Annotated in this window: 28 protein-coding genes, 1 tRNA gene and 2 pseudogenes; 22 read left to right on the top strand and 9 right to left on the bottom strand. The window is 62.1% G+C overall.

Features of this window, described 5'->3' with window-relative positions:
* Positions 1 to 442: 442 nt before the first annotated feature.
* The 3 genes and pseudogenes from CGLUCO_RS01540 to CGLUCO_RS01550 form a co-directional block, all read left to right on the top strand.
* A pseudogene (locus tag CGLUCO_RS01540) lies at positions 443 to 592 on the top strand (pentapeptide repeat-containing protein); the annotation flags it as partial.
* Between the two features lie 75 nt (positions 593 to 667).
* A complete protein-coding gene (locus CGLUCO_RS01545) occupies positions 668 to 877 on the top strand; it encodes a hypothetical protein (RefSeq protein WP_231286109.1) in 210 nt (69 codons plus the stop codon).
* Between the two features lie 11 nt (positions 878 to 888).
* Positions 889 to 1,139, top strand: a pseudogene (locus CGLUCO_RS01550) (MBL fold metallo-hydrolase); the annotation flags it as partial.
* A gap of 969 nt (positions 1,140 to 2,108) precedes the next feature.
* Here the strand turns inward: CGLUCO_RS01550 and CGLUCO_RS01555 are convergent.
* Positions 2,109 to 2,852 (bottom strand): hypothetical protein, encoded by a 744-nt coding sequence (locus CGLUCO_RS01555; protein WP_084036039.1) that lies wholly within the window; start codon positions 2,850 to 2,852, stop codon positions 2,109 to 2,111.
* Positions 2,853 to 3,200: 348 nt separating this feature from the next.
* The gene (gene glxR, locus CGLUCO_RS01560; protein ID WP_005390841.1) at positions 3,201 to 3,884 is read right to left on the bottom strand and encodes a CRP-like cAMP-activated global transcriptional regulator GlxR; all 684 of its coding nucleotides are present in this window, start codon (positions 3,882 to 3,884) and stop codon (positions 3,201 to 3,203) included.
* A gap of 217 nt (positions 3,885 to 4,101) precedes the next feature.
* Between glxR and nth the strand changes: the two genes are divergently transcribed.
* Genes nth through CGLUCO_RS01580 form a run of 4 tightly spaced genes read left to right on the top strand, consistent with a single transcriptional unit; the run spans position 4,102 to position 7,076 of the window.
* The gene (gene nth, locus CGLUCO_RS01565) at positions 4,102 to 4,719 is read left to right on the top strand and encodes an endonuclease III (RefSeq protein WP_084036040.1); all 618 of its coding nucleotides are present in this window, start codon (positions 4,102 to 4,104) and stop codon (positions 4,717 to 4,719) included.
* Positions 4,716 to 5,225, top strand: a complete 510-nt coding sequence (locus CGLUCO_RS01570; RefSeq protein WP_084036041.1) for a TlpA family protein disulfide reductase — start codon at positions 4,716 to 4,718, stop codon at positions 5,223 to 5,225. Before nth ends, CGLUCO_RS01570 begins: the two co-directional genes overlap by 4 nt.
* The gene (locus CGLUCO_RS01575) at positions 5,222 to 5,884 is read left to right on the top strand and encodes an NUDIX hydrolase (protein ID WP_005390837.1); all 663 of its coding nucleotides are present in this window, start codon (positions 5,222 to 5,224) and stop codon (positions 5,882 to 5,884) included. Before CGLUCO_RS01570 ends, CGLUCO_RS01575 begins: the two co-directional genes overlap by 4 nt.
* A complete protein-coding gene (locus CGLUCO_RS01580; protein WP_005394676.1) occupies positions 5,865 to 7,076 on the top strand; it encodes a MarP family serine protease in 1,212 nt (403 codons plus the stop codon). The genes CGLUCO_RS01575 and CGLUCO_RS01580 overlap by 20 nt, the downstream gene beginning before the upstream one ends.
* A gap of 938 nt (positions 7,077 to 8,014) precedes the next feature.
* On the opposite strand, the gene CGLUCO_RS01585 is transcribed toward CGLUCO_RS01580, so the two are convergent.
* Entirely contained in the window at positions 8,015 to 8,395 is a 381-nt protein-coding gene (locus tag CGLUCO_RS01585) for an alpha/beta fold hydrolase (RefSeq protein WP_005390834.1), read from the bottom strand.
* A gap of 1 nt (position 8,396) precedes the next feature.
* A complete protein-coding gene (locus CGLUCO_RS01590) occupies positions 8,397 to 8,903 on the bottom strand; it encodes a phage holin family protein (protein WP_005390830.1) in 507 nt (168 codons plus the stop codon).
* An 84-nt stretch (positions 8,904 to 8,987) separates the two neighbouring features.
* Here CGLUCO_RS01590 and CGLUCO_RS01595 point away from each other — a divergent pair, with 84 nt between their 5' ends.
* Positions 8,988 to 9,557 carry a hypothetical protein gene (locus CGLUCO_RS01595; protein WP_005394678.1) on the top strand — a complete coding sequence of 190 codons (570 nt, stop codon included), beginning with the start codon at positions 8,988 to 8,990 and terminating at the stop codon, positions 9,555 to 9,557.
* On the opposite strand, the gene CGLUCO_RS01600 is transcribed toward CGLUCO_RS01595, so the two are convergent.
* On the bottom strand, positions 9,511 to 10,284 hold the full coding sequence (locus CGLUCO_RS01600) for an HAD family hydrolase (protein ID WP_005394680.1): 774 nt from the start codon (positions 10,282 to 10,284) through the stop codon (positions 9,511 to 9,513). The genes CGLUCO_RS01595 and CGLUCO_RS01600 overlap by 47 nt on opposite strands.
* A 400-nt stretch (positions 10,285 to 10,684) precedes the next feature.
* Between CGLUCO_RS01600 and ssd the strand changes: the two genes are divergently transcribed.
* From ssd to CGLUCO_RS01640, 8 genes are all read left to right on the top strand, one after another.
* A complete protein-coding gene (gene ssd, locus CGLUCO_RS01605) occupies positions 10,685 to 11,719 on the top strand; it encodes a septum site-determining protein Ssd (RefSeq protein WP_005394682.1) in 1,035 nt (344 codons plus the stop codon).
* Positions 11,712 to 12,827: a TadA family conjugal transfer-associated ATPase gene (locus CGLUCO_RS01610; RefSeq protein ID WP_084036042.1), complete on the top strand. Its 1,116-nt coding sequence runs from the start codon at positions 11,712 to 11,714 to the stop codon at positions 12,825 to 12,827. Before ssd ends, CGLUCO_RS01610 begins: the two co-directional genes overlap by 8 nt.
* Positions 12,815 to 13,456, top strand: a complete 642-nt coding sequence (locus tag CGLUCO_RS01615; protein WP_005394686.1) for a type II secretion system F family protein — start codon at positions 12,815 to 12,817, stop codon at positions 13,454 to 13,456. Before CGLUCO_RS01610 ends, CGLUCO_RS01615 begins: the two co-directional genes overlap by 13 nt.
* The gene (locus CGLUCO_RS01620) at positions 13,453 to 14,010 is read left to right on the top strand and encodes a type II secretion system F family protein (protein WP_005390822.1); all 558 of its coding nucleotides are present in this window, start codon (positions 13,453 to 13,455) and stop codon (positions 14,008 to 14,010) included. Before CGLUCO_RS01615 ends, CGLUCO_RS01620 begins: the two co-directional genes overlap by 4 nt.
* A 36-nt stretch (positions 14,011 to 14,046) precedes the next feature.
* Positions 14,047 to 14,229: a DUF4244 domain-containing protein gene (locus CGLUCO_RS01625; protein ID WP_005390819.1), complete on the top strand. Its 183-nt coding sequence runs from the start codon at positions 14,047 to 14,049 to the stop codon at positions 14,227 to 14,229.
* Positions 14,229 to 14,534 carry a hypothetical protein gene (locus tag CGLUCO_RS01630; protein WP_005390812.1) on the top strand — a complete coding sequence of 102 codons (306 nt, stop codon included), beginning with the start codon at positions 14,229 to 14,231 and terminating at the stop codon, positions 14,532 to 14,534. The genes CGLUCO_RS01625 and CGLUCO_RS01630 overlap by 1 nt, the downstream gene beginning before the upstream one ends.
* Positions 14,524 to 14,844 (top strand): Rv3654c family TadE-like protein, encoded by a 321-nt coding sequence (locus CGLUCO_RS01635; RefSeq protein WP_005390810.1) that lies wholly within the window; start codon positions 14,524 to 14,526, stop codon positions 14,842 to 14,844. Before CGLUCO_RS01630 ends, CGLUCO_RS01635 begins: the two co-directional genes overlap by 11 nt.
* 188 nt (positions 14,845 to 15,032) lie before the next feature.
* Positions 15,033 to 15,542, top strand: coding sequence for an Hsp20/alpha crystallin family protein (locus CGLUCO_RS01640; RefSeq protein WP_005394688.1), 510 nt, complete (start codon positions 15,033 to 15,035; stop codon positions 15,540 to 15,542).
* 96 nt (positions 15,543 to 15,638) lie between these two features.
* Here CGLUCO_RS01640 and CGLUCO_RS01645 read toward each other — a convergent pair whose 3' ends face one another.
* Positions 15,639 to 17,867, bottom strand: coding sequence for a DEAD/DEAH box helicase (locus tag CGLUCO_RS01645; RefSeq protein WP_005394689.1), 2,229 nt, complete (start codon positions 17,865 to 17,867; stop codon positions 15,639 to 15,641).
* 32 nt (positions 17,868 to 17,899) lie between these two features.
* On the opposite strand from CGLUCO_RS01645, the gene CGLUCO_RS01650 reads away from it, so the two are divergent.
* Together CGLUCO_RS01650 and topA are read left to right on the top strand one after the other, a co-directional pair.
* The gene (locus CGLUCO_RS01650) at positions 17,900 to 18,103 is read left to right on the top strand and encodes a cold-shock protein (RefSeq protein ID WP_005390801.1); all 204 of its coding nucleotides are present in this window, start codon (positions 17,900 to 17,902) and stop codon (positions 18,101 to 18,103) included.
* Between the two features lie 150 nt (positions 18,104 to 18,253).
* A complete protein-coding gene (topA, locus tag CGLUCO_RS01655) occupies positions 18,254 to 21,127 on the top strand; it encodes a type I DNA topoisomerase (RefSeq protein ID WP_084036043.1) in 2,874 nt (957 codons plus the stop codon).
* A 72-nt stretch (positions 21,128 to 21,199) separates the two neighbouring features.
* Here topA and CGLUCO_RS01660 read toward each other — a convergent pair whose 3' ends face one another.
* Positions 21,200 to 22,618: an adenylate/guanylate cyclase domain-containing protein gene (locus tag CGLUCO_RS01660; RefSeq protein WP_084036044.1), complete on the bottom strand. Its 1,419-nt coding sequence runs from the start codon at positions 22,616 to 22,618 to the stop codon at positions 21,200 to 21,202.
* Between the two features lie 33 nt (positions 22,619 to 22,651).
* Here CGLUCO_RS01660 and CGLUCO_RS01665 point away from each other — a divergent pair, with 33 nt between their 5' ends.
* The 4 genes from CGLUCO_RS01665 to CGLUCO_RS01680 all read left to right on the top strand — a co-directional run bounded on the left by CGLUCO_RS01665 (position 22,652) and on the right by CGLUCO_RS01680 (position 25,211).
* A complete protein-coding gene (locus CGLUCO_RS01665) occupies positions 22,652 to 23,929 on the top strand; it encodes a DNA polymerase III subunit delta' (RefSeq protein ID WP_232621903.1) in 1,278 nt (425 codons plus the stop codon).
* A 68-nt stretch (positions 23,930 to 23,997) separates the two neighbouring features.
* Positions 23,998 to 24,073, top strand: a tRNA-Thr gene (locus CGLUCO_RS01670).
* A 312-nt stretch (positions 24,074 to 24,385) separates the two neighbouring features.
* Positions 24,386 to 24,847, top strand: coding sequence for a Panacea domain-containing protein (locus tag CGLUCO_RS01675; protein ID WP_231286107.1), 462 nt, complete (start codon positions 24,386 to 24,388; stop codon positions 24,845 to 24,847).
* Complete coding sequence (locus tag CGLUCO_RS01680) at positions 24,837 to 25,211, top strand: hypothetical protein (protein WP_005390781.1); 375 nt, start codon at positions 24,837 to 24,839, stop codon at positions 25,209 to 25,211. The genes CGLUCO_RS01675 and CGLUCO_RS01680 overlap by 11 nt, the downstream gene beginning before the upstream one ends.
* 132 nt (positions 25,212 to 25,343) lie before the next feature.
* Here the strand turns inward: CGLUCO_RS01680 and CGLUCO_RS01685 are convergent, their stop codons facing one another.
* Both CGLUCO_RS01685 and CGLUCO_RS01690 read right to left on the bottom strand, forming a co-directional pair.
* Entirely contained in the window at positions 25,344 to 26,048 is a 705-nt protein-coding gene (locus CGLUCO_RS01685; protein ID WP_232621901.1) for a tyrosine-type recombinase/integrase, read from the bottom strand.
* A 164-nt stretch (positions 26,049 to 26,212) separates the two neighbouring features.
* Positions 26,213 to 26,677 (bottom strand): AAA family ATPase, encoded by a 465-nt coding sequence (locus CGLUCO_RS01690; RefSeq protein WP_005394697.1) that lies wholly within the window; start codon positions 26,675 to 26,677, stop codon positions 26,213 to 26,215.
* Between the last annotated feature and the right edge of the window lie 59 nt (positions 26,678 to 26,736).

Consider the following 26,736-nt stretch of genomic DNA (forward strand, 5'->3'; position numbering starts at 1 on the left):
AAACCGGCCTGCAGATAAGGGGGTACTATTTAGACGGCAGAAGTGGAACTTTACGCGATGGAAGGATGGACACTCTCGCCACACCTGCCGTTGGCAACCTACGTACCGGGCAGTGCAAGGGTTAATAGAGCGGATTGTGGAGCCTGCGTATTTCTCTCAGCCTGAGATGTTTGATGCATACCTTCATGATATGGCCAGGTGTCCAAACGTGTATCTCATGCCACAGGGGGGACATGATTCGACAAAGGCAGTGCCTTGTCATGTCTCCTTGGCCTTTTCTCGCTTGCCGGGCTTGGTGCTTGACAGTTCGGTGATCGACTCAGTCTCCTTCTTTCAATCGGTTCTCGAAGACGCGAAATTAGTCCGGGTCCGTGGGCGGAAAACGGACTTCACATCCAGCTACTGGACGAGAGCGGTCATCACGGGAGATTTTCAGTACTCGATGTGGATAGCAGCGTACGTGCGATCAGGTCACTTCTCGGGAAACTTTGCCAACGTCCACTTTGATAGAGCGAATTTGGCAGGGAGCTCCTTTGCCGGATCCGACCTTCTGTGTTCGGTCTTCCCTGAGGCAGTGCTTATTGGTGCTGATTTACGTGGTTGCCGGGCTCTCGCGACAGCATTCGACGGAGCTGTTGTAGATGACAAGACGCAATTCCCTGATGGGATGTCTATTGCTCGTGATGGTCGCGCAGTTGTGGAAAAGCGCTGGCCGGGAATTGACGTTGTCGACGATCCGTCCTACTACCTCGAAGAGGAGTCAGTTAGTCTGCCACCGCACTACCGCAACACACTCGATGCGCGGGGGGCTCACTGCAGGAATGTCTGGACGGTCAACGCGTATATGGACGGGAATCCGTTCTCTCCTCCCGGATAACGCCTAGTGGGCGCGGCAAGGGCATCCCGCTCCTTCCTGGCCACGGCCCGGATCACCCGGATACCGCCGACCTGGCCGCGCGCTACATTGAGCGGCGCGAGTACCGCCTCAAGCAGGTGCGTGAGGCGCTTGCAGAGCTCGCCCCGATGCCAAGGTTCGCGACATCGTGGACAAGGTCTACGACAACGTGGATCCGGTTCTGCGCGATTCGGCGGAGCAGTCCACACGCGTGACGTTGCGCTACATTCACGAGCACGATTAGGGAGAGACTTTTTCCTTAAAGCACAGCTGGATAGCCAGGACCGACTAATCCAGATGTGCGCAGCTTACGAGCTCATGGAGTTATCAAAGTTAGACAGGGAATGCGCCGCATTTCTCGTCCGGGAAGCGTGCGGAGTAATTCCTGTGAGGCCCGCAGTTGAATTAACCTATCGGTTTTCCCGCTGGTCGGAGTATTTGAACACATGGGCTCGACGATGTGGTACGGCGATAGCCTGGGATTGTGTTCGTAGAAAACCCCGCACGAAGGCACATTAGACAAGGTCATATGTTGCCCAACACGCTGTGTCAATCGTTGGGATAATCCGGACAGGAAATCTGCGCTCGAACCTCGTGGCACGGCTGGAATGCATACGATCCACCTCGCTTTGAAGAAAATTCGTCTAACGAGCAATAGACAGCAGCGTGGGTGCGAATCAACTTAGAAGTTCTTATGACAACCAGGGGCCAATGGTTCGAGCCTGTTTTCGTCCTTGAGTAGCAGCGTACACCTCAGGCAAGCAGAAGCCCCACCGGTGAAAAGCGATGCTCTCGGCCTGTGGGGCAAATAGTTACTAGCGTCGCAACTCATGCGGTCAAGTAAGCCCGTTGAGTAGGCGCCAACTTTCACCTATTTTGGCCTTTCCTAATTGGCCTTGCCTACTCTTCACAACATCCGCAGCACATTTGAATAGCTGAAAAAGTCGACTAACTCTTGTTGGACAAGAGGTGACACCGGCGATGTTTCCCAGGATTTCAGGTGGCTACGGATGTGCGTTAGTTTCCCTATTTTAGTGGTTTGTAGTTGGAAAACTAAAGCCAGAAAATGACGAGGGAAACCAGCGCTGCACCTGCAACAATATTTCCCCAGTCTGGCAATACATTGAAAAAGATTAGAAGGAGAAACACAATGGTAACAGCTAGCAATACCAACCTCTTAGGGAGGTTGTAGCCTTGATCTTGCTTCATTTTTCTATTGCATCCTTGCGTTATGAATCGGGGCCCAGGTCGGAATTCCAAAGGGGGGAACAAGTACAGAAATTCCAAGCTCGGCGTAATTTACATCAAAGATCACTCCACGTTCGATGTTGTTGCCGATAGCGACGGCACCGATGCCGCCAACGGCTGAAAATACCTTGCTTACAATCCGCTCTGGGATAAAGATACCGGCGACACTCACACCGCCTGCAGCCGTAGCCAAGGTCTCTTTAGAAAGGTAGATTGTTGCCTTGTTCCAAGAAAAATCGACTTTGGTGGCTCCACCGGAAATGCCTCTTTCCTCGGCGTGAATCTGATCTTCTTGTGAGTTGTAAACGGTGATCGTGTTTTGCCAGGTAACGCTTTCAGTCTCAGTGGTCTCGATACCGTGGCGGATTTGTTTGTTCGTGGTGGCGATTGCTTCAGAGACTTCGCGGAGTTCCTCCGGTGTCAACTGATCTTTTGCTGCGCGGCGGTCAAGAACAAATTGCCCATCTTCAGCGGTGACAAATTTGTCTGCTTTTACGGCGAGATCTTCGCTAACCGTGGTCTGTGATGTCTCTGGAACGTTGTTTTCGGCTATTGCAGGGCAAGAAGGGTTGTAGCCATCGCGCCTGCGACAATCGGCGAAACAATCTTCCTGTTCAAGTAGTGCATCCTTGAAACTCCTTTTCTTACGTAGTCGGATGAACTTTTGGTCGCTATACTCCGTTTCGCTGCGGTTTTGTGTCAACTGCATCAACGCGAGAGGGAGCGTGGTGCCGAGTGTACGGAGGGTAACCGTTAGGAGCAACAGTTATAAGGTAAAAAGAATCGAATGATACTAAAGGCTGAGATTTGCCTGTATAGCATTTCCAGTTGATTTTCACTCGTTCTGTGAAGATTATGTGGGGGTAGTGAAAAGCCGGGATAACCACATATTTGCTTCAGCTCTTGTTTGAGTTAACCAAGAAAACGGCACGGGATTGGTAAGACGGAAACTGTCGAGGAGATTCGGGCCTTCAGCGTGCGGCAAAAGTGTCGCACGGGGCTAAATAAATCCCCTCAGTATCGCGGAGGTACTGAGGGGGTTCCGGTTCTTAAGAAACTAGTGGGCGCGGCGGGCGAGGGCTTCCGTTTGCAGGATCACGATGGACTTGCCCTCGAGCTGAATCCAGCCACGGTGGGCGAAGGTAGCCAGCGCTTTGTTTACCGTCTCGCGGGAGGCACCGACGAGCTGAGCGATCTCCTCCTGGGTGAGGTCGTGGTTGACGCGCAGGACGCCGTTTTCGTGGACACCGAAGCGGTTAGCCAGCTGCAAGATGGTCTTGGCCACACGGCCGGGGACATCGGTGAAGATGAGGTCGGCAAGGTTGTTGTTCGTGCGGCGGAGACGGCGGGCCAGCACGCGGAGGAGCTGCTCGGCGATCTCCGGGTGGGCGGACAGCCACATGCGCAGCTGATCGGAATTCATGGTGGCTGCGTGGACATCGGTGACGCAGACGGCAGAGGAGGTACGGGGGCCCGGGTCGAAGATGGACAACTCACCAAACATGTCGGAGGGGCCCATGACCTGGAGGAGGTTCTCGCGGCCGTCGTTGGCGTGGCGGGCGAGCTTCACCTTGCCGGAGGTGATGATGTAGAGGCGGCTGCCGGGGTCGCCCTCTTCGAAGATGGTGGTTCCCCTGCCGAAGCGGATGGTTTCCAGTTCCTTGATGAGATTGTTGACCGCTACGGGGTCAACACCCTGGAAAATCCCAGCCCGTGAGAGAACTTCCTGTACGGATTCCACATTCGCTCCTTCAACGCCGATAAAAGTTACATTTCACACTGTACACTATGTGATAGGTCACTAATGGGGGAACCGAGAAATTTCCGTCACTACCGGGTGCAGATCTTCTCGTATTGCTCCATGCCAATGGCAAACAGGGCGACCAGGACGGGTACGAGCAAGGAAAAAACAAAGATCATGCGCCCCAGCTTACTTATCCCCCGCTAAGGTGTGAATTATGACCGTCCCTGTTATCAACGCACGACTCGCCGCGGAACACCCCGACGCGCATTGTGAGCTGAACTACGACACCCCGTTCCAGCTCGCCGTGGCGACGATCCTTTCCGCGCAGTGCACGGACGTTCGCGTGAACAAGGTAACTCCCGGGCTCTTTGCCGCCTACCCGGACGCCGCAGCCATGGCCGGCGCGGACATCCACCACGTGGAGGACCTCATCCGGTCGACGGGGTTCTTCCGCAACAAAGCAAAGAACATCGTCGCTATGGCGAATACCGTGATGGAGGAGTACGGGGGAGAAATGCCACGCACGCTCGATGAACTCGTGGCGCTGCCCGGAGTGGGGAGGAAGACCGCCAACGTCATCCTGGGTAATGCCTTCGGTGTGCCGGGGTTGACGGTGGACACGCATTTTCTGCGCCTCATGCGCCGGTTGGGAATCACCACCTCCACCCACGCGGTGACCGTGGAAAAGCAGGTCATGCCCCTGCTCGACCCCGCCGAGTGGACGATGTTCTCCCATCGCCTTATCTTTCATGGCAGGAGAGTGTGCACCGCCCGGTCCCCGCACTGCGAGGAGTGCGTCCTCGCCGATATTTGCCCCAAGGTAGGAGTATGAACAAGACAATCGGCTGGTCCATCGTCGGCGCGATCATCGTCATCGCCGGACTCATCCTCGGCGTGCCGCACCTGCTCAGCGGCCACCCGGCGGGTGACACGCACGCCCCCACAACGCAGGTGATCGCGCCGCGCCCGGACTGTCCCCTGCGCACCGTTAGGGGAGTGGAACTCGAGTGCCTCGGTGGCGAGAAAGGCGATGCGGAGGACGTCGACAAGCAAAAGACCCTCATCAACGTGTGGGCCTGGTGGTGTGAGCCGTGCCGGGAGGAACTTCCCATGATCCAAGAGTTTGCCGATACGCACCCCGACTGGACCGTCGTCCTCGTGCACGCGGACGCGGACCCCGCCAAGGGGGCCGCGATGCTCACCGACATGGGGATCACCCTGCCCAGCTATTCCGATACCGACGGCACGTTCGCCGGGGCGCTGTCCCTACCCAGCGTCGTGCCCATCACCCTCATCGGCGACGACATCCACGCCGGACCCCTCAAGGAACTGCCATGATCCCCACCTGGATAGCACGCCTCGTGCAGGCCACCCCCGAGATCAACCGCCAGCTGGCACACACGCCGGCGGAAAACCGCGACCAGGAGGCCGCCGTCCTCATGCTGTTCTCCGGCGACCCCGCAGCCGACACCGTGCCCCGCGACGCGGGCGTCCTCCTCACACACCGCAACCCCACCATGCGCACCCACTCGGGGCAGATTGCCTTCCCCGGCGGCCGCACCGACCCGACCGACGACGGACCCGTCCACACCGCGCTGCGGGAGGCATGGGAGGAGACGGGGCTCGACCCCAACACCGTCCAGCCCGTGGCGCAGCTCGACGAGGTGCACATCCGTCGCTCCGGCTACCCCATCCACCCCATCATCGCCTATTGGCTGGAGCCGGAGGAGGTCTACCCGGCCAGCCTCGACGAAACCGACGACGTTTTCGAGGCGCCGCTCTACCACCTGCTCGACCCCGCCAACCGCCTCATGGTCGGCCACGGCGCCTGGAAGGGCCCGGCCTTTTCCATCAACGGCTACATCGTCTGGGGCTTCACTGCTGGCCTGTTGCACGCGGTTTTCCGTGGTGCCGGCTGGGAGAAGCCGTGGGATGAGTCGGTCCACGATCTCTCCACTGTCTTGAGCCATTCACGCAATGGCGAACGACTTCGCTAATATGCACACTGTTATGACCCCCTCCCTCCTCGTCGACCTGATCATCGCTGGCGCCGCCCTCATCACATTCATCATGGGGTGGCGCCAGGGCGCCTTCGCCTCCGTGTTGTCCACGGTCGGGGTGCTCAGCGGCATCGTCTTGTCTGTCGCCCTCATCCCGATTGTCGCCGATTACACCACCAACGACACCCTCACCCTGCTACTCGGGCTCGGTGTCATGGTGCTCATCGCCGGCTTGGGGAACCTCCTCGGCGGCTTCGCCGGCGTCAAGCTGCGGCAGTCGATCCGCACCCGCACCGCGATGACCATCGACTCCGTCCTCGGGGCCATCTTCCAGTCCATCGCCTTCCTCCTCGTCGTGTGGTTCGTGGCGATGCCACTTGCCACCCGGTTGACCGGCCCGATTGGGGAGGGGATCAAGGGCTCGCGGGTGCTGTCGGCCATCGACACGCTCACTCCGCCCGTCGTGGATAACCTTCCAGCCCAGCTTGTCGCCACCCTCTCCGAGTCCGGCCTGCCACCCCTTGTCTCGCCGTTTACGGGCTCGCGTGAGGTTGACCCACCGAACATCCTCATCGAGGACACGGCCATGGTCGATCGCGTCCGACCCTCCGTGGTCTATGTGCTTGCCGACGCTGCCCAGTGCTCCCGTCGCCTCATGGGCTCCGGCTTTGTCACCTCCCCGGACACCATCATCACCAACGCCCACGTCGTCGCTGGCGCCGACACCGTCCATGTGGAGACCACCTCCGGCAAGAAGGACGCCACCGTCGTCTTCTACGACCCAAACACCGACCTCGCTGTCCTCCACGTCCCCGATCTCGGCTTGCCGACGCTGCCGTGGGCAACAGATGCCGCCACCACCGGCGACGACGCCGTCGTCATGGGCTTCCCCGAAGGCGGCCCCTTTGAGGCCCGCCCCGTCCGCATCCGCGACAAGATCATGGTCAACGGCCCCAATATCTACGCCTCCACCCGCCTGGACAGGGAAACCTACTCCCTGCGCGGCACGATCCGCCACGGCAACTCCGGCGGCCCGCTTGTGAACCCTGATGGCGAGGTCCTCGGCGTGATCTTTGGCACCGCCATCGACGAGTCTGAGACCGGCTACGCCCTCACCGCCGACGAGGTCATTTCCACCATCGGTGAGTTCTCCACCCGCGAGGTAGACACCGGGGCCTGCGTGGCGTAGCAGCTGCCCCGGGCCCGCGCGCCCGAATGCGGCCCGACCCCGTTTGAGCTCTCGGGCTTTGGTTCCGGCTGGGCTGTGTTGTGTATGGCAGAATCCCGAAGGTGGCCCTTCCTTGTTTGAAGCCCGAGACCTTGGGTCCGGCTGGGCTGCAGAAGGTCCCGCGTGACCGAATGTGGCCCGACCCCGTTTGAGCTCTCGTGCTTTGGCTCCGGCTGGGCTGTGTTGTGTACGGCGGTGTTCCGAGAGCAGCCCATCGCCGTCTGAGTTCTCGTGTTTTGGTTCCAGCTGGGCTGTGTTGTGTACGGCAGCGTTCTGAAGGCAGCCCTTCCTTGTTTGAAGCCCGAGACCTTGGGTCCGGCTGGGCTGCAGAAGGTACCCGCGCGACCGAATGTGGCCCCACCCCGTTTGAGTTCTCGGGCTTCGGTTCCGGCTGGGCCGTGTTGTGTACGGCAGCATCCCGGAGGCGGCCCTTCTCCGGTCAAAGCTCGAGGCCTTGGGGGCGGCTGGGCTGCAGAAGGTACCCGCGTGACCGAATGTGGCCCGACCCCGTTTGAGTTCTCGGGCTTCGGTTCCGGCTGGGCCGTGTTGTGTACGGCAGCATCCCGAATGTGGCCCGACCCCGTTCGAGTTCTCGGGCTTCGGTTCCGGCCGGGCTGTGTTGTGTACGGCAGCGTCCCGGAGGCGGCCCATCTCTGGTCAAAGCTCGAGGCCTTGGGGTGGCTGGGCTGCAGAAGGTACCCGCGTGACCGAATGTGGCCCGACCCCGTTTGAGCTCTCGTGCTTTGGCTCTGGCAGGGCCGTGTTGTGTACGGCAGCGTCCCGAAGGTGGCCCATCTCCGGTCAAAGCTCGAGACCTTGGGGGCGGCTGGGCCGCATTGTGAACTGGCGCGCCAGCGAGCAGACCCTGCAGCCCCAGCAGCCCCCGCCACTAACGCTTCCTACCGCGCCTTCTTCGCCAGGGCCGCGGTGAGCACCCGGGCGGCGGGGGAGCGGACATCGAGGAAGACAGCACCGGGGTGTTCGTTGACCACATCCTGGACGAGGTTGGGGTGCTTGGACTGCACCATCCGGGCGATGTTCTCCACATTGCGGTTGGGGACGAGGAGCGTGACCGGCGGCTCGGCGATCTGCGGGATAGCGTGGGCGACGTCGGCGGCGAACGTGTTGATGCTGTAGCCACGCGGGGGTTGATCGGATTTGCCAAAGCCACGCAAGGTCAGCGTCGTCGCGGTCGGGTGGGGCTCCTCAAGGGAGAGATAGACGTGCGAAAGGCACCCGCTTTCGTAGTGTAAGCGGATGCCTCGTTGGTATAGGTACACCTTAGGAGTACATGCCCCTGTTCTGGTCCTCCAGCTGCTTGGTGGCCTTGCCGGGGACGAGCTTCTTCATCTCCTGCACGGAGGCGACCGTCTTCTTCGGTGCCTTGATGGTCTTGACCTTCTTCAGGCCGACAAGTGCAAGAACAGCGGCGATGACAAGCATGAGGATGAAGATGATGAGCCATGCTGCCCAGCGGGCAACCCACAGGGTGAGGAGCTCAGCCGCAAACACGAAGAAGAAGAAAAGCGAGAACAGGGCGATGACGCCAGCAGCGCCGAGGAGGCCGCCACCGAGGCCGGCCTTCTTTGCTTCGCCAGCGATCTCAGCCTTGGCTAGTTCGATTTCCGAGCGGACGAGCGTGGAGATCTGGCTCGTGGCGTCAGACACGAGATCGCCAATGGATCCGGTCCCGGCGGGGCGGGTGTCCACGTCGTGGAGCGGAATCGAGTTAACGCGTGTCGCTACAGGCTCGTTTGGGTCGGTGTACAGTCCGTCGTTGTTGCTCACGTGGGTTCCTTCTCGTGTACGTCTAAATTCGTTCTTCGGTATATCAATCCTACAGTGTAGCCGTCACCGACTAATCTGGCACACATGTTACTCGCTGATGCCCAGCTCGTCGCGGAGGTTGCCCGCGTCCACCGGATCGCCCCACGCCTCACCAACGCGGAGTCGGTGGCGCGCGGTGCGGTGCTCATAGCGGACATCGCGGGTCTCGGCAGGGAGGTGGTGGCATCGGCGGCGTCGCTGCTGCTGGATCCGCCGCTATCTACCCTCACCCGCCAGCCTCTCCAGGTCGTCGCAAAGCTGGACGTGGTGCTTGGCGGGTCGGGAGTGCCCCGTGAACCTGACCAGCTTGTCACGCTCGCGGGGATGCTCACACACACTCCTCCGACGGGGATCGGGGCCGACGTGCTGGGGCTCACGCACGGGGCGCTCGACAACGGGCTCGCCGTCGGGCTCATTGTGTCCCGGCTGGCTGCGATGGCCAGCGGCCTCGACCCGAAGGGGCTGTGTGTGCCGGAGGTTTTCTACAACCGCCACCGTGCACGGTTTTTCCAGGCACTCTCGTCGTACGCAGGTGATGCGCAGGAGCTGTATGGTCTCTACGAAGAAGCTATGTACGCCGGTGCCCGGGAAGCAGCGGGGATCGCCAGAAAATAGCGATGAGGGCGCCAATCAGAACAATTGCTGCGCCGGCTGTCACCCACGGATTGGGGTGAGGGAACAGGGGCACGGGGTTGGAGAACCGCCGAATGGGGACCCCGTTGTCCGCGGCCCACTGCGCCAGGTTCTTATCGGGGTTGACTGCGACGGGGTGTCCCACCGCTGCGAGTAGGGGAATGTCCGTCTCCGAGTCGGAGTAGGCGTAGCTTTGCCCCAGGGCGTAGCCCATCTCCGTGACGCGAGTGATTTTTGTCACACCCTTGTTGTAGGTGAGCAGCTTTCCGGTGTACTTCCCGTCACGAACTTCCAGCTCAGAGGTAAGAATCCGGTCGACTCCGAGTTCGGTGGCAATGGGGGCGACGAGGTCACGCACGGAAGCTGACACAATCACCACGTCGTGGCCTTGTCGTTTGTGCCAGGCGATGAGTTCGCGCGCCTCCTCGTAGATGGCGGGGGTAACCACCTCGTGCAGCGTGGTCTGCGCGATTTCTGCCACTTTCGCCACGTCCCAGCCTGCGACCATTTCCAGGAGCTTGTCCCGTGTGGAATCCATCTGGCCACCTGACCAGCCCTGTAAGAGGAAGGCTGTTTGGGCGTAGCTCAGCGCAAGTGCCTGGGAGGCAGTGATGAGCCCGTTCTTGAAGAACTGGCGACCGTAGGCAAGCGCCGATGACGTGGCGATTACCGTTTTGTCCAGGTCAAAAAAGGCCGCAGGTGTGCTCATAATGACTAAGTGTATATACCCGTGGAAATGGGGGTAGAAATTTTTTTGGGTTAGGTGTTGCCGTGAGAAAAAAAGTGTGTCATACTTCGTATTGCACGGCCCCGATATACAGTGCGGCCGGCCCCGGTTCGCCCCCCGAGACCGGGTTACTCTGACGGCCCGCATCCATCCCCCCCGAGATGCGGGCCGTCCTATATCTTCAGCCAGACGCATCCCGGCAAGTGTCGTGGGTAAGCGCCACCATGTGTCGCTTGCGTGGCGTGGTGGACCTCCACAGCTCGTTGGGTGCAACACTCTTCTGACCAGCGCATTGTGTGGAACTTTCCGCACGATCCGGAGGTTATCCACAGAATTGGGTGCAACCGTTGTGGGCACGCGGTTGTGGCGTGAAGATGGGGCCATGAACGAAACACGCATGCACGAGTCCTACATTCTCATCGCCGCGGACGACCCCGTCCGCGCAGACATCCTCCATATCGCCGCCGCCACGGGCAGAGAAGTGGTCGAGGCCACCGACCCCGTCGAAATCCGGCGACTGTTCCGGCGGGCCTTCGCTGTGCTCATCGATGCCACGTGTGCGGCCGCCACCCGCGACCTACCCCGCCGGTCCCGCGTATTCCTCGTCACCCCCGATCCCGGTCCGCCCGACTACGAGTGCGCTATGGCGATCCACGCCGAGCTTGCCTGCACCGTACCCAGCATGTCCTATGACATCGTCGAGGCGCTGAGTCGTGAGCCTGCACGCATCGCCGGTGGTGGCGAGGTCATCGGTGTGATGGGGGTCTGCGGCGGCGCGGGTTCCTCCACCCTTGCCTGCGCCCTTGCGCTGAGCTCCTCCCGTCCGTCCTTGCTTGTCGACGCCTGCCCGTACTCCGGTGGCCTCGACCTCGTCCTCGGCGCGGAGGAGATGGAGGGCAAGCGCTGGCCAGATGTCCACCTCGACGGCCACGTCCCCGCCGCCGAACTTCGTGGGGCACTGCCTCAGGTGGGGGACACGGCGCTTCTTACCTGCGACCGGGGAGCGGTGAGCGCGCCGCCCACCACCGAGGAGGTTATCGCCGTCATTGAGTGCCACCGGGGTGACCCCGCCGGCGCCCGCACCATCGTCGACCTGCCCGCCTGGTCGGAGCCCGTGGCGGGGATCCTTAGCGCCCTGGACAGGCTCATCCTCGTCGTCCCCGCCGAGGTGCGTGCCGTTGCAGCGGCGGCGGGTATCACCAGGACGATTCGCACGGAGCTGGCGATCGCCGTGCGCTACCGGGAATGGTCGGGGCTCAGCTCCCGCGAGGTGGGTCGCTTTATCTCCCTGCCTGTCGAAGCCGAGATCCCGCATGTGCGGGGGCTTGCCAAACAAGTAGAAACGCGCGGCCTGACGCATCTTCCCCAACAGTTACGGCGAGCCGCGGAGTACCTCCTGGGGGTGGAGCGTGGGTAGCGTCGTCGACAAGCTGCAGGAAGCGCTGGCGAGCAACCCGGGGCTGACCCCAGCGGAGCTTGCGCGGATCGCGCGCGGGGAGGTGGGCATCGTCTCCGACCAACAGATGCTGACGCTTCTGCAGAAGGTGAACAACCGCGTCCACGGCATCGGGTTATTGGAGGGGCTCATCGCGCCGGGGGTCACAGACATTGTTGTCAACGGCCCGGAGAGCATCTGGGTCGACCGGGGGAACGGCATGGAAAAGGTCGACTCCGTCCGCTTCGAGTCCGATGCCGAGGTGCGTCAGCTCGCTACCCGGCTCATGCACGCGGCGGGCCAGCGCCTCGACGACGCTGTCCCGTTCGCCGGTGGCCACATCCAGCGGCCGGACGGGCAGACCATCCGCCTCCACGCAGTCTTATCCCCACCGGCGGCACCGGGCACCCTCCTCAGCCTGCGCATGCTGCGGGGCGCGACCGCCACCCTTGACCGGCTGGGGATCCCGCCGGGGCTCGTGCGGGTGCTGCGCGGTCTCGTGCGGGCGCGGCGCTCCATCCTCGTTGTCGGGGGCACCGGCACCGGCAAGACAACGATGCTGTCCGCCCTTCTTGCCGAGGTCCCCGCACACGAGCGCATCATCTGCATCGAGGACACCGCCGAGCTGCACCCGCCGCACCCGCACGTGGTGAGCCTTACCACCCGGGGCGCCAACGCCGAAGGTCGCGGCGCGATCACTATGAGCGACCTGCTCACCCAGGCGCTGCGCATGCGGCCGGACAGAATCGTCGTGGGGGAGATCCGGGGTAAGGAGGTTGTCGACCTCCTCGCCGCCCTCAACACCGGCCACGACGGCGGTGCCGGCACCGTCCACGCCAACAGCCTCGACGAGGTGCCCGCCCGGATGGAGGCGCTGGCGGCCCTCGGTGGGCTCGGGCGGGAGGCGTTGCACGCGCAGCTTGCCGCCGCCATCGACATCATCATCCACATGGTGCGCACTCCTGGCGGACGTGTTATCCACCAGATTGGAGTGCTTATCGCCCGGCGCGGACAGCCGGTCCGGACGCGGGTGCTGTGGGAAAACGGCACGCCACAACCCGGGTGGGAGGAGCTTGTATGCTCGCTCTAGCCTTGGCGTTAGTCATCGTCGGCGTGCCGCCGCGAAGGCGACTCGGCGAAGAGGAACGGGGTGAATTCACCCATCTGCCGCTGGTATGCGCCATCGCGTTCGTGCTTGGGTGCGCGGTCATCGGTCAGGTGACGGTTGTCGTTGCGCTCGTCATCCTCGCTGCGACGGCCGTGCGTGTGGGGGCTACCCTGCGTGGTTACAGGCGGAAAACCGCTGCGGCCGAGGCCCTCGCCCGCGACGTGGGGCAGCTTGCAGCCACATTGCGCACGGGTGCCCTCTACCAGCCGGAGAAGGCCCCCGATTCCCCGCAGGTGCGCGCACTCGGCTCCGTTGCTGAAACCTACGGTGTCCCTCTCGCTGGCCTGCTAGAAAGCGTGCAGGCTACAATGGACCGCCAGCTGCAGCACGACAAGCAGACGGTGGCGCAGCTCCAGGGGCCAATCACGACGGCGGGTATCCTGACGGCGTTACCGGTTATCGGCATCATCATGGGGGCCGCCATCGGCGCGGATTCCGTTACCTACCTGCTCGGTGGGGGGACAGGCGGGATCGTCCTTGTCGCTGGCACCGGCTGCATCGCGGCCGGCGTCCTCTGGTCCGCGCGGATCATCACGGGGGCGATGTCATGATCGGCCCTGCGGTCCTGCTCGCCCTCGCCCTCCTCATCGTGTCCCGACCGCCGGGGGCGCGGCTGGAACCGGCCACGGGCCCGACGATCCTTTCCCGGTTGCGCTGTGGCGGCGCCCCGCGTGACGGTCCCACAGTCAAAGACACAGTCAGCGACGTTGAACTATTCAGTGCCTGCTTGGAAGCCGGGCTTTCGCACGCACAGGCGGCGCACGCCGTCGGCATGTGCGGGGGAGACAGCGCCTGGCTGACGACAGCATCGCTGCTGGCCGTAGGGCTCGACCCGGATACCGCGTGGGCACCCGTCCGCGCCCTTCCTGGCTGCGCCGACATCGCCTCGCTGGCAAGCGCTGCGACGCGCACGGGGGCATCCATTGTGGCCGGCTGCATGCGGGTGGCGGACAAACTCGCCACCCGGGCAGCCGACGAGGCTACCGCCGCAACAGAACGCGCCGGTGTCCTCATTGCATTACCTCTCACCATGTGTTTCCTTCCAGCGTTTTTCCTCCTCGGGCTCGTGCCCGTGCTGGTCTCGCTGGGAGCGGACTACTTCTAACACACCACATCACATCCATCTGAAAAGGAGAACACCATGTTTGTTAACCGAATCCGCCACCTGTTCGTCGACGATCTGGGCATGTCCAGCGTGGAATACGCGCTGGGCACAATGGCCGCCGCAGCCCTTGCCGGCGTGCTGTATACCATCGTCACTGGCGACAGTGTGACAAGCGCGCTCGAGGGCATGTTCACGGACGCACTTCACAACCGTCCCTAATGCTCGAGGGTGATGAGGGAGCCGTCACCGTCGAGGCGGCGCTGGCGTTGACCAGCATCATCGTGGTCACCGCAGGCATCGTGGCGGGGATGGCATCCCTTGTCGCCAGTCTCCTCGCCGTGGACACCGCCGGTGCCGCTGCCCGCGCCTATGCCGTCGGCGTGGACTACGCGCCGCCGCGTGGAACTGTTGAGGTGACAGAAAGCGCCGGGCTTGTCACAGCGACGGCACGGATTCCCTCCCCGCTGGGGGAGATGACGTCCACCGCCGTCTGCCTTGTTGAGGGGAGAAACCGTGCGCGATGACCGTGGTTATGCCACCGTTCTCGCCGCAGGGATCCTCCTTGCACTCGTCGCTCTGCTCGGCACCTTGCTGTACTGTGTGAGCCTCATTCACGATGCTCACGTGGCGCAGCGGGCTGCCGATCTCGCAGCGGTGGCGGGTGCCCGGGAGGTCTATCTTGGGCGGGAAGGATGCGATGTGGCAGCCGACATCGTGGCCCGCAACGGGGGTGCTGTGACTGAATGCATAGTCAGGGGTGATGATCTGACCATTATTGTCCGCGTGGGCTCTCGTACAGCCGTCTCGACGGCGGGTCCAACCGTGCTCTTATAACGTTGTGTGGTGGGTAAATAATTCCCTCGTTCGCTAGTAGTAAACACGGTTAAAAAACGTTGACAAAAGTCAAATCGGGATTAAAGTTGGGGGTAGCGAAAAGGTGATAACCGGACATTCGAAAGGATGGTTCCGCAGGTTTTCTACCCCCGCTTAACACCAACTGCATAGACAAAAGGAGACACATCATGGCAGACATTTCCCGCTGGAACCCATTCGCAGAACTTGCACCGCTGCAGCGCGCATTCTTCGGTGAGGACTGGCCAGGCTTCGGCCGGGACGATTTCCCCGGTTCCCGCCGCGGCATTGATAGCCCGACGACGGACGTTTACACCTCTGGAGACAACGTCGTCGTGGAGGCGCACCTCCCGAACTTCTCTAAGGACGATATCGACCTCGACATCGACGGTCGCGTGCTGACGATTAGCGCATCGCGCCACTCCCGTGAGGAGGACAAGGACCGCAAGTACGTCATCCGCGAATCCTCGTCGAGCTTCCAGCGCCGCGTCACCCTCCCCGAGGGCGTCGATACGGACGCGATTACCGCCGAGCTGAACGACGGCGTCCTTACCGTCACCGTTCCTACCCCGCAGGTCAGCGCATCCAAGCGCAAGATCGAAATCACCGGCGGCTCCAGCACCCCGACAATGATCGACGGTGGCGAAAGTGCCGCGGACGGTGAGGAAGACGAGAAGTAATAAGACAACGGCGGGCGCTCGCCTGGATTGATCCGCAGGCGCTCACGTGGGGCATCGCACACCGGTTGTACCGGGGCGGTGCCCCTTTTTTCGCGGCTAGCCTTCGTCCTGCGTGCGCAGGATGCTCAGCAGCCGCAGGGCGCCCTCCTTGGACAGGGGCTCGTTGGCGTTGCCACACTTGGGTGAGATGATGCACGAGGGGCAGCCGGACTCGCAGTCACAGGAATCAATGGTGTCGTAGGTGGCGGTGATCCAGTCGTCGAAAAGCTCAAAACCACAGTCCGCAAAGCCAGCACCGCCGGGATAACCGTCGTAAACAAAAACGGTGGGCAGCATCGTGTCCGGGTGATCGGCGGTGGACAACCCGCCCAGATCCCAGCGGTCGCACGTGGCGATGAGGGGGAGAATCCCGATGGCGGCGTGCTCCGCAGCGTGCAGCGCGCCCGGCCAATCGGCGGGAGTCAACCCCACCGCCTCAAGGAGGACCGGATCGATGGTGTACGTCACGGCCCGCGTGGTGAGCACATCCGGCGGCAGGTGCAGCGACTCCTGGCCGAGGATTTCCCCGCTGCGGTGGCGGCGGATAAACCCGGTAACCTGCTCGGTGACCTCCACCTCGTTGAGCTGAACCGAGATGCCCGGCCGGCGGCGCTCCTCCACCGTGCGCAGGATCTCAATATCCGTCTCCGAAAGCGTCATGGTGGAAAAATCGGCGTGGGTGGGGGAGACGAGTGCGATGTCGTCGACAAGCTCCTCGCTCACATATGGGCGTCCCTGATGCAGGTAGATGGCACCGGGGTGGAGCTCACTTTTCGCGCGCGACTCGTCGATCGTCCCCAGCAGGCGGCCGTCCTGAGCATCGACGATGGTCACCTGGTTGCCACCGCCGCGCAGATGCACATCCTGATGCGGGTGGAGACCCGGCTCCGGGTAGTAGAGCCCGTTACCGCGGCGCACCAATCCTGCCGGGGAGAAATCGCCGATCTCCTCGGCGGTGAGCGGTTTCTCTGCGGCAGCGCACGCGAGGTGGGGTTCCACCACGTACGGGTTCGCCGGGTTGAAAGCGAACCGCTCAATCGGCTTATCCAGCAGCGCCTCCGGGTGGTGCACAAGGTACTGATCCATGGGCTCATCGCGGGCAACAAACACGGACAGCGCACCCTGCCCACGCCGCCCCGCGCGACCCGCCTGCTGCGTGAAGGAGGCGATCGTCCCCGGGAAACCCGTCGTAATAACCGCATCCAACCCGCCCACGTCGATCCCCAATTCCAGGGCATTCGTGGTGGCCAGGCCGATGATCTCCCCGGTGTCGAGCTGGCGCTCCAGACGGCGTCGATCCTCGGCCAGATACCCCGCCCGGTACGCCGCCACCCGCTTGGCTTCTTCCGTTCTACCGCTCCGAAGGAGCTCCTCCCCGCACTGCATGGCGACGGTTTCGGCGGCGCGCCGGGAGCGCACAAAGGTCAGCGTCCTCAGACCCTCGGAGAGCAGAACGGACATGATGTGCGCGGCCTCCGTTGTGGCGGATGTTTCCTCCCCCGGGGTCCACAGAATCGTGGTGCGCTCCCCGCGGGGCGCGCCATCGCGGGTGATCGCACGAACCGGGACACCGAGGAGGCGGGCGGCGTGCGCGCCGGGGTCGGCGGCGGTGGCGGAGGCGGCGATGAACACCGGTGTTGCCCCGTAGTGGGCGAGGAGCCGCTGGAACCGCCACATCACCTGCGACATGTGTGCGCCGAACACGCCCCGGTAGGAGTGGCACTCGTCGATGACGACGAAGGCGAGGCGGCGCAGGAACCGGGACCAGCGTGCGTGGTCGGGGAGGATCGCCTGGTGCAGCATGTCCGGGTTGGTGAAGATGAAGCGGCTCATCTCCCGCACGGCCCGACGCACCTCCTGTGGCGTGTCGCCGTCGTAGGCGTTGGGGTTCACACCGCTGATGCCCGCCCCGCGGATGATCGCGTTGACGTTGCGGATCTGGTCGGTGGCCAGTGCCTTCGTCGGTGTGAGGTAGAGCGCCGTCGCACCCTCCTGCTTGGCCATCCGTGTCAGGATGGGCAGCAGGTAGGCGAGCGATTTGCCGGAGCTGGTGCCGGTGGAGATGACCACATTTTCCCCGTCGTGCGCAGCCGTGGCGGCATCCGCCTGGTGGGAGAAGAGGCGGGTGATGCCGCGCTCGGTGAGGAACTCTCGCAGTCCTGGGTCGACCCAGGCGGGGTAGGGGGCGAAGGTGGCGGCGCGGGCCGGTGTGATGCGGAGGTGCTCGACGTGCTCCTTGCCGAGAGCGTTGGTCAATTGTGCTGCGATTTCTTCGCCAAACCTCACTGCATGTCCTCCATGACTTACAATCTACACACATGGCACAAGGCACAGTTCGGTGGTTCAACCCAGAAAGTGGCTACGGCTTCATCATTGATGACGAGTCTGGTCAGGATCTTTTCGTCCGTTATTCCGATATTGAGGGGGCGGGCTTTCGCACGTTGCAGGAAAATCAGCGCGTGGACTATTTCGTGATGGAAGGGCCGAAGGGGGCACACGCCTCCCGTGTGCGGACGGTATAGTCTCTGCTTCCACCGGCGCGCGGTGGGCGTACCCCAGTGTTGTTACCCCCGGAATGTTCGGGCTGCACGGGTTGCGTGGTAGGGATATATATTACTGTGTAGTTTTGATGTTCTTCGTTTTGTAAGAAGAAGGAAAGTAAGAGGTTTCCTGTGGTAAAGCGCCTGGTGATTGTCGAGTCACAAACAAAAGCCAATAAAATCGCTCCCTACCTCGGTCCGGACTACATAGTTGAGGCATCGGTGGGGCACATCCGCGACCTCCCCCGTTCGGCCGCTGAGATCCCGGCGAAATACAAGAAGGAGCCGTGGGCGCGCCTCGGCGTGGATACGGAGCATGGCTTCCAGCCGCTGTACCTGGTCAGTAGCGAAAAGAAGAAGAAGGTCGCGGACCTCAAGAAGAAGCTGAAAGAGGTAGACGAGCTCTACCTCGCCACAGACCCCGACCGCGAGGGAGAAGCCATCGCCTGGCACCTGTTGGAGGTGCTTAAGCCGAAGGTGCCCGTGCGCCGCATGGTGTTCAACGAGATCACCAAGCCGGCGATTATCGCCGCCGCCCACAACACCCGTGAGCTGGACGAGGATCTCGTTTCCGCGCAGGAAGCCCGCCGCATCGTCGACCGCCTCTATGGCTACGAGGTGAGCCCCGTGCTGTGGAAGAAGGTCATGCCGCGCCTGTCCGCCGGTCGCGTGCAGTCCGTGGCCACGCGCGTCATCGTCGAGCGCGAGCGCGAGCGCATGGCGTTCATCTCCGCCGATTACTGGGATCTCACCGCTGAGCTGGATACCAAAAAGAACGAACTAAATAACGCGTTTAGCGCCCGCCTCACCGCCGTCGATGGCAAGCGCGTGGCGCAGGGGCGGGATTTCTCCGATCGCGGTGAGCTGAAGGACGATACGCTCGTTGTCCTGGACAAGGATCAGGCGACTGCGTACGCCACGTCGTTGAAGGGAGCCGAGGTACGCGTCGATACGGTGGAGGAGAAGCCCTACACACGCAAGCCGTACCCGCCGTTTATGACCTCCACGCTGCAGCAGGAGGCCGGCCGCAAGCTGCACTACACCTCCGATCGCACGATGCGTATCGCCCAGCGTCTGTACGAAAACGGTCACATTACCTATATGCGTACCGATTCGACCACGCTGTCCCAGTCTGGCCTGCAGGCCGCCCGCAACCAGGCGATTGAGCTGTACGGCGAGAAGTATGTCGCCGATTCTCCGCGCCAGTACACGCGCAAGGTGAAGAACTCCCAGGAGGCCCACGAGGCTATTCGTCCCGCCGGCGATCGGTTCGCCACCCCCGGTGAGCTGCACGGGCGTCTCGATGCTGAGGAGTTCCGCCTCTACGAGCTCATCTGGCAGCGCACCGTCGCCTCCCAGATGGCCAACGCCCGCGGCACGTCGATGAAGGTCACCCTCTCCGCCGATAACCTCACGTTGTCCGCCACGGGTCGTTCCATCACGTTCCCTGGCTTCCTCAAGGCTTATGTGGAGACGAGTGAGCTTTCCGACGGCAGGAAGGTGGCGGACAACGCTGAGTCTCACCTCCCGGTTCTCACGGAGGGGCAGACGGTTCACGCCGAGGACGCCACCCCCGAGGGGCACTCCACGAACCCGCCGGCCCGCTACACCGAGGCGTCGCTGGTGAAGAAGATGGAGGACCTGGGCATCGGTCGTCCGTCCACGTACGCATCCATCATCAAGACGATTCAGGATCGCGGCTACGTCTTCTCCCGCGGCAACGCGCTCGTTCCGAGCTGGGTGGCGTTTGCCGTTGTCGGGCTCATGGAGCAGAACTTCGGGTCGCTCGTGGACTACGATTTCACCTCCGAGCTGGAAGACCAGCTGGACTCCATTGCCACCGGCAACACGGATCGCACCAACTGGCTGACCGGCTTCTACTTCGGTGATGCCGAGGCCTCGGAGGAATCCGTCCAGCACCAGGGTGGTTTGAAGGCCATCGTCGGCCAGAACCTGGAAAACATCGATGCCCGCGAGGTGAATTCCCTGCGTCTTTTCGCGGACAAGGAAGGCCGCGACATCGTCGTGCGCGTCGGCCGTTACGGCCCGTACCTGGAGCGCGTCGTTGGTGTGACCGACGACGGCGAGCCTGACTACCAGCGCGCTAATTTGCCGGAGGCAACGACCCCGGACGAGCTCACCCTCGAGTTCGCCGAGAAGCTGTTCGCCACCCCGCAGTCCGGCCGTGAGCTGGGCACCAACCCGGAGACGCAGCGCACCGTCGTAGCCAAGGAGGGCCGCTACGGCCCGTACGTCACCGAGCTTGTGCGCGATGACGAGCGAGAAGGCGTCGAAAAGCTTGCTCTCGAGGCCGTGCAGAAGGAGCGCGAGGAAGAAGACGCGCAGCGCAAGGCCGAAGGCAAGCGGAAGAAGAACTGGGAAACCAAGACCGCAGAAAAGCAGAAGCAGAAGCGGATAGACGAGTTCATCCAGGAGAAGCTGAAGCCCGGCACTGCCAGCCTGTTTTCCTCCATGGACCCGGCGACGGTCACCCTCGAGGAGGCGCTGAAGCTCCTGTCGCTGCCACGTGAGGTGGGCACCGACGACGATGGCGAGGTCATCACCGCGCAGAACGGCCGCTACGGCCCGTACCTGAAGAAGGGCAGCGACTCCCGGTCGCTCGCCTCCGAGGACCTCATTTTCGATATCACCCTCGACCAGGCCAAGGCCATCTACCGGGAGCCGAAGCGTCGTGGCCGCCAGGCTGCCAAGCCGCCGCTGAAGACGCTGGGCAACAACGACGTGTCCGGCAAGCCGATGGTGGTCAAGGACGGCCGCTTCGGCCCGTACGTCACAGACGGTGACACCAACGCCTCCCTCAAGCGTGGTGATACGCCGGAGACCCTCACCGATGCCCGCGCCTGCGAGCTCCTTTCCGAGCGTCGCGCCCGTGAGGCTGCCGGCGAGGTGGGCAAGAAGAGGACGACGCGGAAGAAGTCGACCCGCAAGAAGGCAACGAAGCCGAAGCAGACAACCAAGCGCGTGGTGAAAGCTCGCCGGTCGTAGCACATAAAGATTAACGGCGGCAGCGCGCATGATGCGCTGTCGCCGTTTTCTGCGCGGCTCCGTAAGGGGACGCTACGACCGGTCCGCCAACGTCGGCCGGATCGGGCGAGCGAGACGAGTTAGCGTGGAGCGGCCACGGAGCTCCACGGACTTCATGAGCGTCCAGCGGGCCTGCTCAGCCTCCCCGGCATCCCGCAGGGTAGCGGCGGTGGTGAGAACTCCACCGGGGGTGGTTTTAGCCAGGTCGGTCAGGCGCGAGGCGGAGTTCACCGCGTCGCCAATGACGGTGTACTCGTAGCGCTCCCGGGCGCCGATATGGCCGGCGACGACGGTGCCGGTGGCCACGCCGATGCCCGCGCCCAGCTCCACGTTTTGCAGGCGAGCGCGCAGCTCCCGTGCAGCAGCCAGGGCGTTGCCGGTGGAGTCGGGGAGGGGATTGGGCGCGCCGAAGATGGCAAGCGCCGCATCGCCCTGGAACTTGTTGATGGAGCCGTGGTACTCGTGGACGACGGCGACAACGCGCTCAAAGAACTCGTTGAGGGCGATGACCACTTCCTGCGGCGTGTGCTGGGTGGCGTACGTCGTGGAGCCGACAACGTCGACAAACAGCACAGCCACCTTGCGGGATTCGCCGCCGAGCTGCGGGGTTTCCCGCAGCGCGCGGTTGGCAACGGATTTGCCCACATAGGTCTCCAGCATCCGCTTCGTGCGCTTGCCGTCGCGTAGGCCACGAATCATCTCGTTGAATCCGGCCTGCATAGTTCCGATGTCCCCACCGTCGTAAAGCGGAACCCGAACCCCGAGCTCACCGCGACGTGTCGAGTCCACCGCGTTGCAGACATCGCGGATCGGGTCGGAGACGATGGAGGTGACCAGGACGGTTGCGACCGCACCGAAGACCAGGACGGTGACCACGCCGACGATGACAGCCATATTCGGCTGCATGAACGCCATGAGCGCCACCATGGGGACGCACGTCGTGGCCACCCACGTGAGGACGATGCGGGTAGCAGGGCCGGTCTCCCGGCGGTGGCTTTCAATCTGCCCGGAGAACACGCGGTTGGCGGCCGGGCGGATGAGGATCTTGGCGGATAAGAAGGTGAGCACGGCGACGAGCACGAGTCCCACGGCCATGCAGATGAGGATCGCCAGCGACTGCGAAATAACATAAAACACGGCGGTAGCCACGGCCCACACGACGATGCCGACGATCGTCTGCAGCCGCGGGATCCGCACGACAGTGTTGCGGACCATGGCCCTGTCGAAGCTGTCCGGGTCCTTCCGCCAGGCCAGCACCGGCCGGAAGAGGAAGAACGTGGAGGCTACGCCGAGTGAGACGGCGACCACACCGACGGCAAGGCCGGCGATGGCGAGTGTGGCGGGAACGGGCGCGACCAGCGAAATGATAAGTGCGATCGCGGCCGCGCCCGCTGTGTTCACCGCGGCGATCGCGAGGGCGTAGCGGGGCCAGGAAGTTTTCAACAGCCACATGAGTTCTACTCTAAATCAACTACGCTTGTATGCGTGCAGTTATCCCCCGACCTCCTACACGCAGCCCACGCCGCCCGCACCGGTGAGTCTGGCTCCGCCATGACGCACGCCTGGCTCATTACCGGCCCGCCCGGCTCTGGTCGCTCGACGATGGCTCGCCACTTCGCCGCTGCGCTTTTATGCACCGCAGACGTAGTCGGCGGTTCCGGAGCTTGCGACGATGCCGGCGGTTCCGGAGCCCGTGACGATGTCGGCGGTTCCGGAGTCCGCGACGATGCCGACGGTTCCGGAGTCCGCGACGATGCCGACGGTTCCGGAGCTTGCGACGGAACCCCCTGCGGTCAGTGCGAGGGCTGCCGACAGGCGCTGAACGGGAGTCACCTGGATCTGACGGTCGTGCACCCGACGGAGTTGTCCATCAGTGTCGAAGACATGCGCGCAGTCATCCGCGGGGCGTCCCGCACGCCCACTGTCGGCGCGTTTCGGGTGGTCATCATCGAGGATGCGGACCGTCTCACCCCCGCGGCCGGCAACTCGCTGCTCAAGACGGTGGAGGAGCCCCCGGAGCGCACGGTCATCATCCTCTGCGCGCCATCGACGGACCCGGAGGACATGCTCCAGACCCTCGTCTCCCGCTGCCGCCACGTCTACATCCCCACCCCCAGTTTCGAGGAAGTCGCCGCCACGGTTGAGGCCTCCGGCGTCCCGCACGACCAGGCACTCTTAGCTGCCCACGCCACCGCCGGGCACATCGGTCGCGCCCGCCATCTCGCCCAGGATCCCACCACCCAGCGCCGCCGCGCACGCATGTTGCACCTGGCTGAGCTTCTCTTTTCCGGTTCGGATGCCTACCTCGAGGTTACCTCTTTGCTTTCCGACGTCGAGTCCGACGTCAAGGCCCGCATCAAAGAGCTTCTCGACGCTGACCTGGAGCGCACCCGCCTCACCCTCGGCGCCGGCGGCTCCGGCAAAGGCACCGGTGGCGTCATGCGTGGAACCGCCGACATCCTGAAGAAGGTCGAGCAAAAATACAAGAAGCAGCAGACCCGCGAACTTCGCGATACCATCGATCAGCTCCTCATGGACTTCATCGCCCTCTTCCGCGATGCCATCGCCCAGCGTGCCGGGGCCCCGCTCCTCCACACCGACTTCGCCGGCGACTCCCAGGACCTCGCTGCCCGGCTTTCCGACGCCCAGCTCATCGCCACCATCGACACCATCGGCCGCGCCCGCGAGCGCATCACCCGCAACGTCACCCCCCGCACCGCCCTCTTCGCGATGATCGGGGAAATACGGCTCATAAGCAGGTAGTTTCTTCCCTGGTGGGGGAGTCATGTACACTACCATTTGGTCATTCAGCGATACGCTGGGCTGATCGTGCCGCCTTAGCTCAGTCGGTAGAGCGTCTCACTCGTAATGAGAAGGTCGTGAGTTCGATTCTCACAGGCGGCTCCACCAAATCCCCAGCTAGACACTGGTTCTGGCTGGGGTTTCACCTATTTCTAAGAATACACAAGAAGCTCAAGAAAGCCCAAGAAGTCTTAATTATTCCCGACCGTTGACCGACCATAGACCGACCATGGACGGTCCAGCCCAAAAACTAGACAGGCCACACCACAAAAGAAAGACAAGCCAGGCTACCCACACCACACCGGGAAATAGACCGTTCGGTACCGAATTCACCCCTTGGATAGGATGGAAACTAGAAAGGGCAATCACAAGGAGACATGCGCGGAGGTGACAATCATGCCCTATAGTCCTACCGTTGTGGCGAATAACATACTGGCCCGCGCGTTCAAAGAGAAGCTATATCCCACCCCGATGAAGCTCCAAAAGATCCTCTACTTCGTCTCCAGCCAGTACATCAAGAAGACCGGCCACCCTCTACTCGAATCCCCGTTCCTAACGTGGGCCTACGGTCCGGTGGTGTATACCGTGTATGACGAGTTTCGTCCGTTCTCCAAGAACGGCATCAAACGATACGCCCGCGATGCTGCGGGGCAATCCTACATTGTCGATGAGAACGAAGATCGAGCGCTGGCGGAATCCCTGTCTGAAGTTTGGGAAGCAACCAAGTACCGGGGCGCAGTCGACCTATCCAAAATCACCCACAAAGAGTCCTCTGCCTGGGATAAAGCGTATCAAAGAGGGGAAGACACTTTGAGCTGGGAAGACGTGAAACAAGACCGAACCTATGTAGACGAACTAGGATTGGCAAATGCCCACTGACGCGGGCAGTGAACCAGTCAAGAGGAAACCGGCGCCGGAAATCGAAGGAGAAGAAGACTACGCTCTTTCCCCCGAGGAAACAGGGACACCCAGCGCCACACAATCCGCTACTAGCTCCTCGCTCAAGCATGCGCCGAATTATGAGCCGAAGAACCTCCCCGAGTTCGTTGGATTATCCAAGCTGCGTTTCGGTCAACAGCTAATCGGCTGGTGTATTTTCCTCATCGTTGCTCTAACACTAATTTCCGCATTCAACTGCGCAAATGGCTCCATTCTGCAATCCACCATTGACGTTCTGAAGCTGATAACAACAACAGCCCTGGGATTCGTCTTCGGGCGAACAAAAATGAGCGACGGAGAATAACAACCCTGTGGGGCTAGATGCTCCGCAGTCGACCACGCCCGCCTGTCGCCCGCTCCGCACGGCGTTCCCTACGCAACCGCTCCCTTTCCCTCTCACGCCGCATATGCTCCTCCAGCGCGCCGGGAAATTGGTCTAGGCCCTCGTCCCATAGGTGGCCGTAAATGTCGAGTGTGGTGGCGGCTGAGGCGTGGCCACACTTTCCTGGATGACGTACACGTCAGCACCGGAGGCGATGGCCATGGATACGGCGGTGTGCTTGAGCGTGTAGGTGTCCACGCCTGTAAGCCCTGCAGCGGTGCATGTGGTGCGCCATACGCGCCGCCAGCGGGCATCGGTCCACACGTGGCCAACCTCGTCGGGGAGCAGCCAATCATCGTCTGCTTTGCCGTCTGCCGCGAGGTCGAGGTCGATGAGCAGATCACCGCCGACGGGAACGTCTCGGGTGAGTCTGTTCTTGGTGGGGCCCTCGTGGCCAAGCGCGTCAACACTGCGCCGGATGGTGAGACGCCCACGGTAGTAGTCGAGGTCACCTACTTTGAGTCCTTTTGCTTCTCCTGGCCTGATTGCTGTCATTGCCAGGACTCTGATAAGAAGTTGGGCTTCGTCGGTGGGTGCGGCGTTGATGAGCGCGTCGAGTTCGGAGACCCTCAAATAGTGGTGGCTGCCTTTGGTCTGCTTAACGATGTCGCCTGATTCTAGGGGGCTGGCAGGAATGATTTTCTGTTTGACGGCCTGTTTCATGAGTGCTCCCATGATGATGCCGATCTTCCGTTTTTGGCCACTGCCCAGTGGTTGGGGGATCGTGTTTGGCGTGGGGCCTACGGGTTTTGAGCCCATCGACCCACAGTGTGAATGCGCCACCGTCGACTTCACACACGGGTGTGGCTCCCCATACTGGCGCGAGGTGCTGCCAGGCGGATTTGTACCCGGCGATGGTTTTTGGTGCGCACTTGGCCTCTTTGGTAGCTATCCAGGGGCCCCACAGGTCTTCGACGGTAATGTCACGCTTGTCTTTGGTGATCCATGTTCCCTCGGCTTGGCCGGCTTCGGCTTGGGAGCACCAGTCGCGGGCTGCGTCTTCTGTTCGGAACGTTTTGGTGCGTTCTTTGCCGTTTTCGTCCCATAAGGAGGTTTGATGAACCCGTGATAATGAAACGCCCGGGGCGACGATCTTCTTCAAGCGCACCTTTGATAGCCCTAAACAGTTCCGGTGCGCGTTGAATCTCGTCGATGGCTAGAGTGCCCTCCGGAAACATGCGGACAAATCCGTCAGGATCTTCGCGTGCGGAAGTGAGATGTGAGGTTTCGTCCAAATTAACAAACCGTGATGGACGATCCAATAAGAGTTGGCTTGCAAGCGTGCTTTTGCCAACTTGCCTCGCTCCTGACACCGAAAGAACCGGGGTGTCGGACAAGATTTCCTCGGCAATCGATTTCGTATTTCGGTGTAAAAGATCATACGACATAAAATCATCCTACCTGCGACGTTGTGATTCTGGAATATGTTCACCGTGATTCTGCAATA

The sequence above is a fragment of the Corynebacterium glucuronolyticum DSM 44120 genome (assembly GCF_030440595.1).
GTDB classification, from domain to species: Bacteria; Actinomycetota; Actinomycetes; order Mycobacteriales; family Mycobacteriaceae; genus Corynebacterium; species Corynebacterium glucuronolyticum.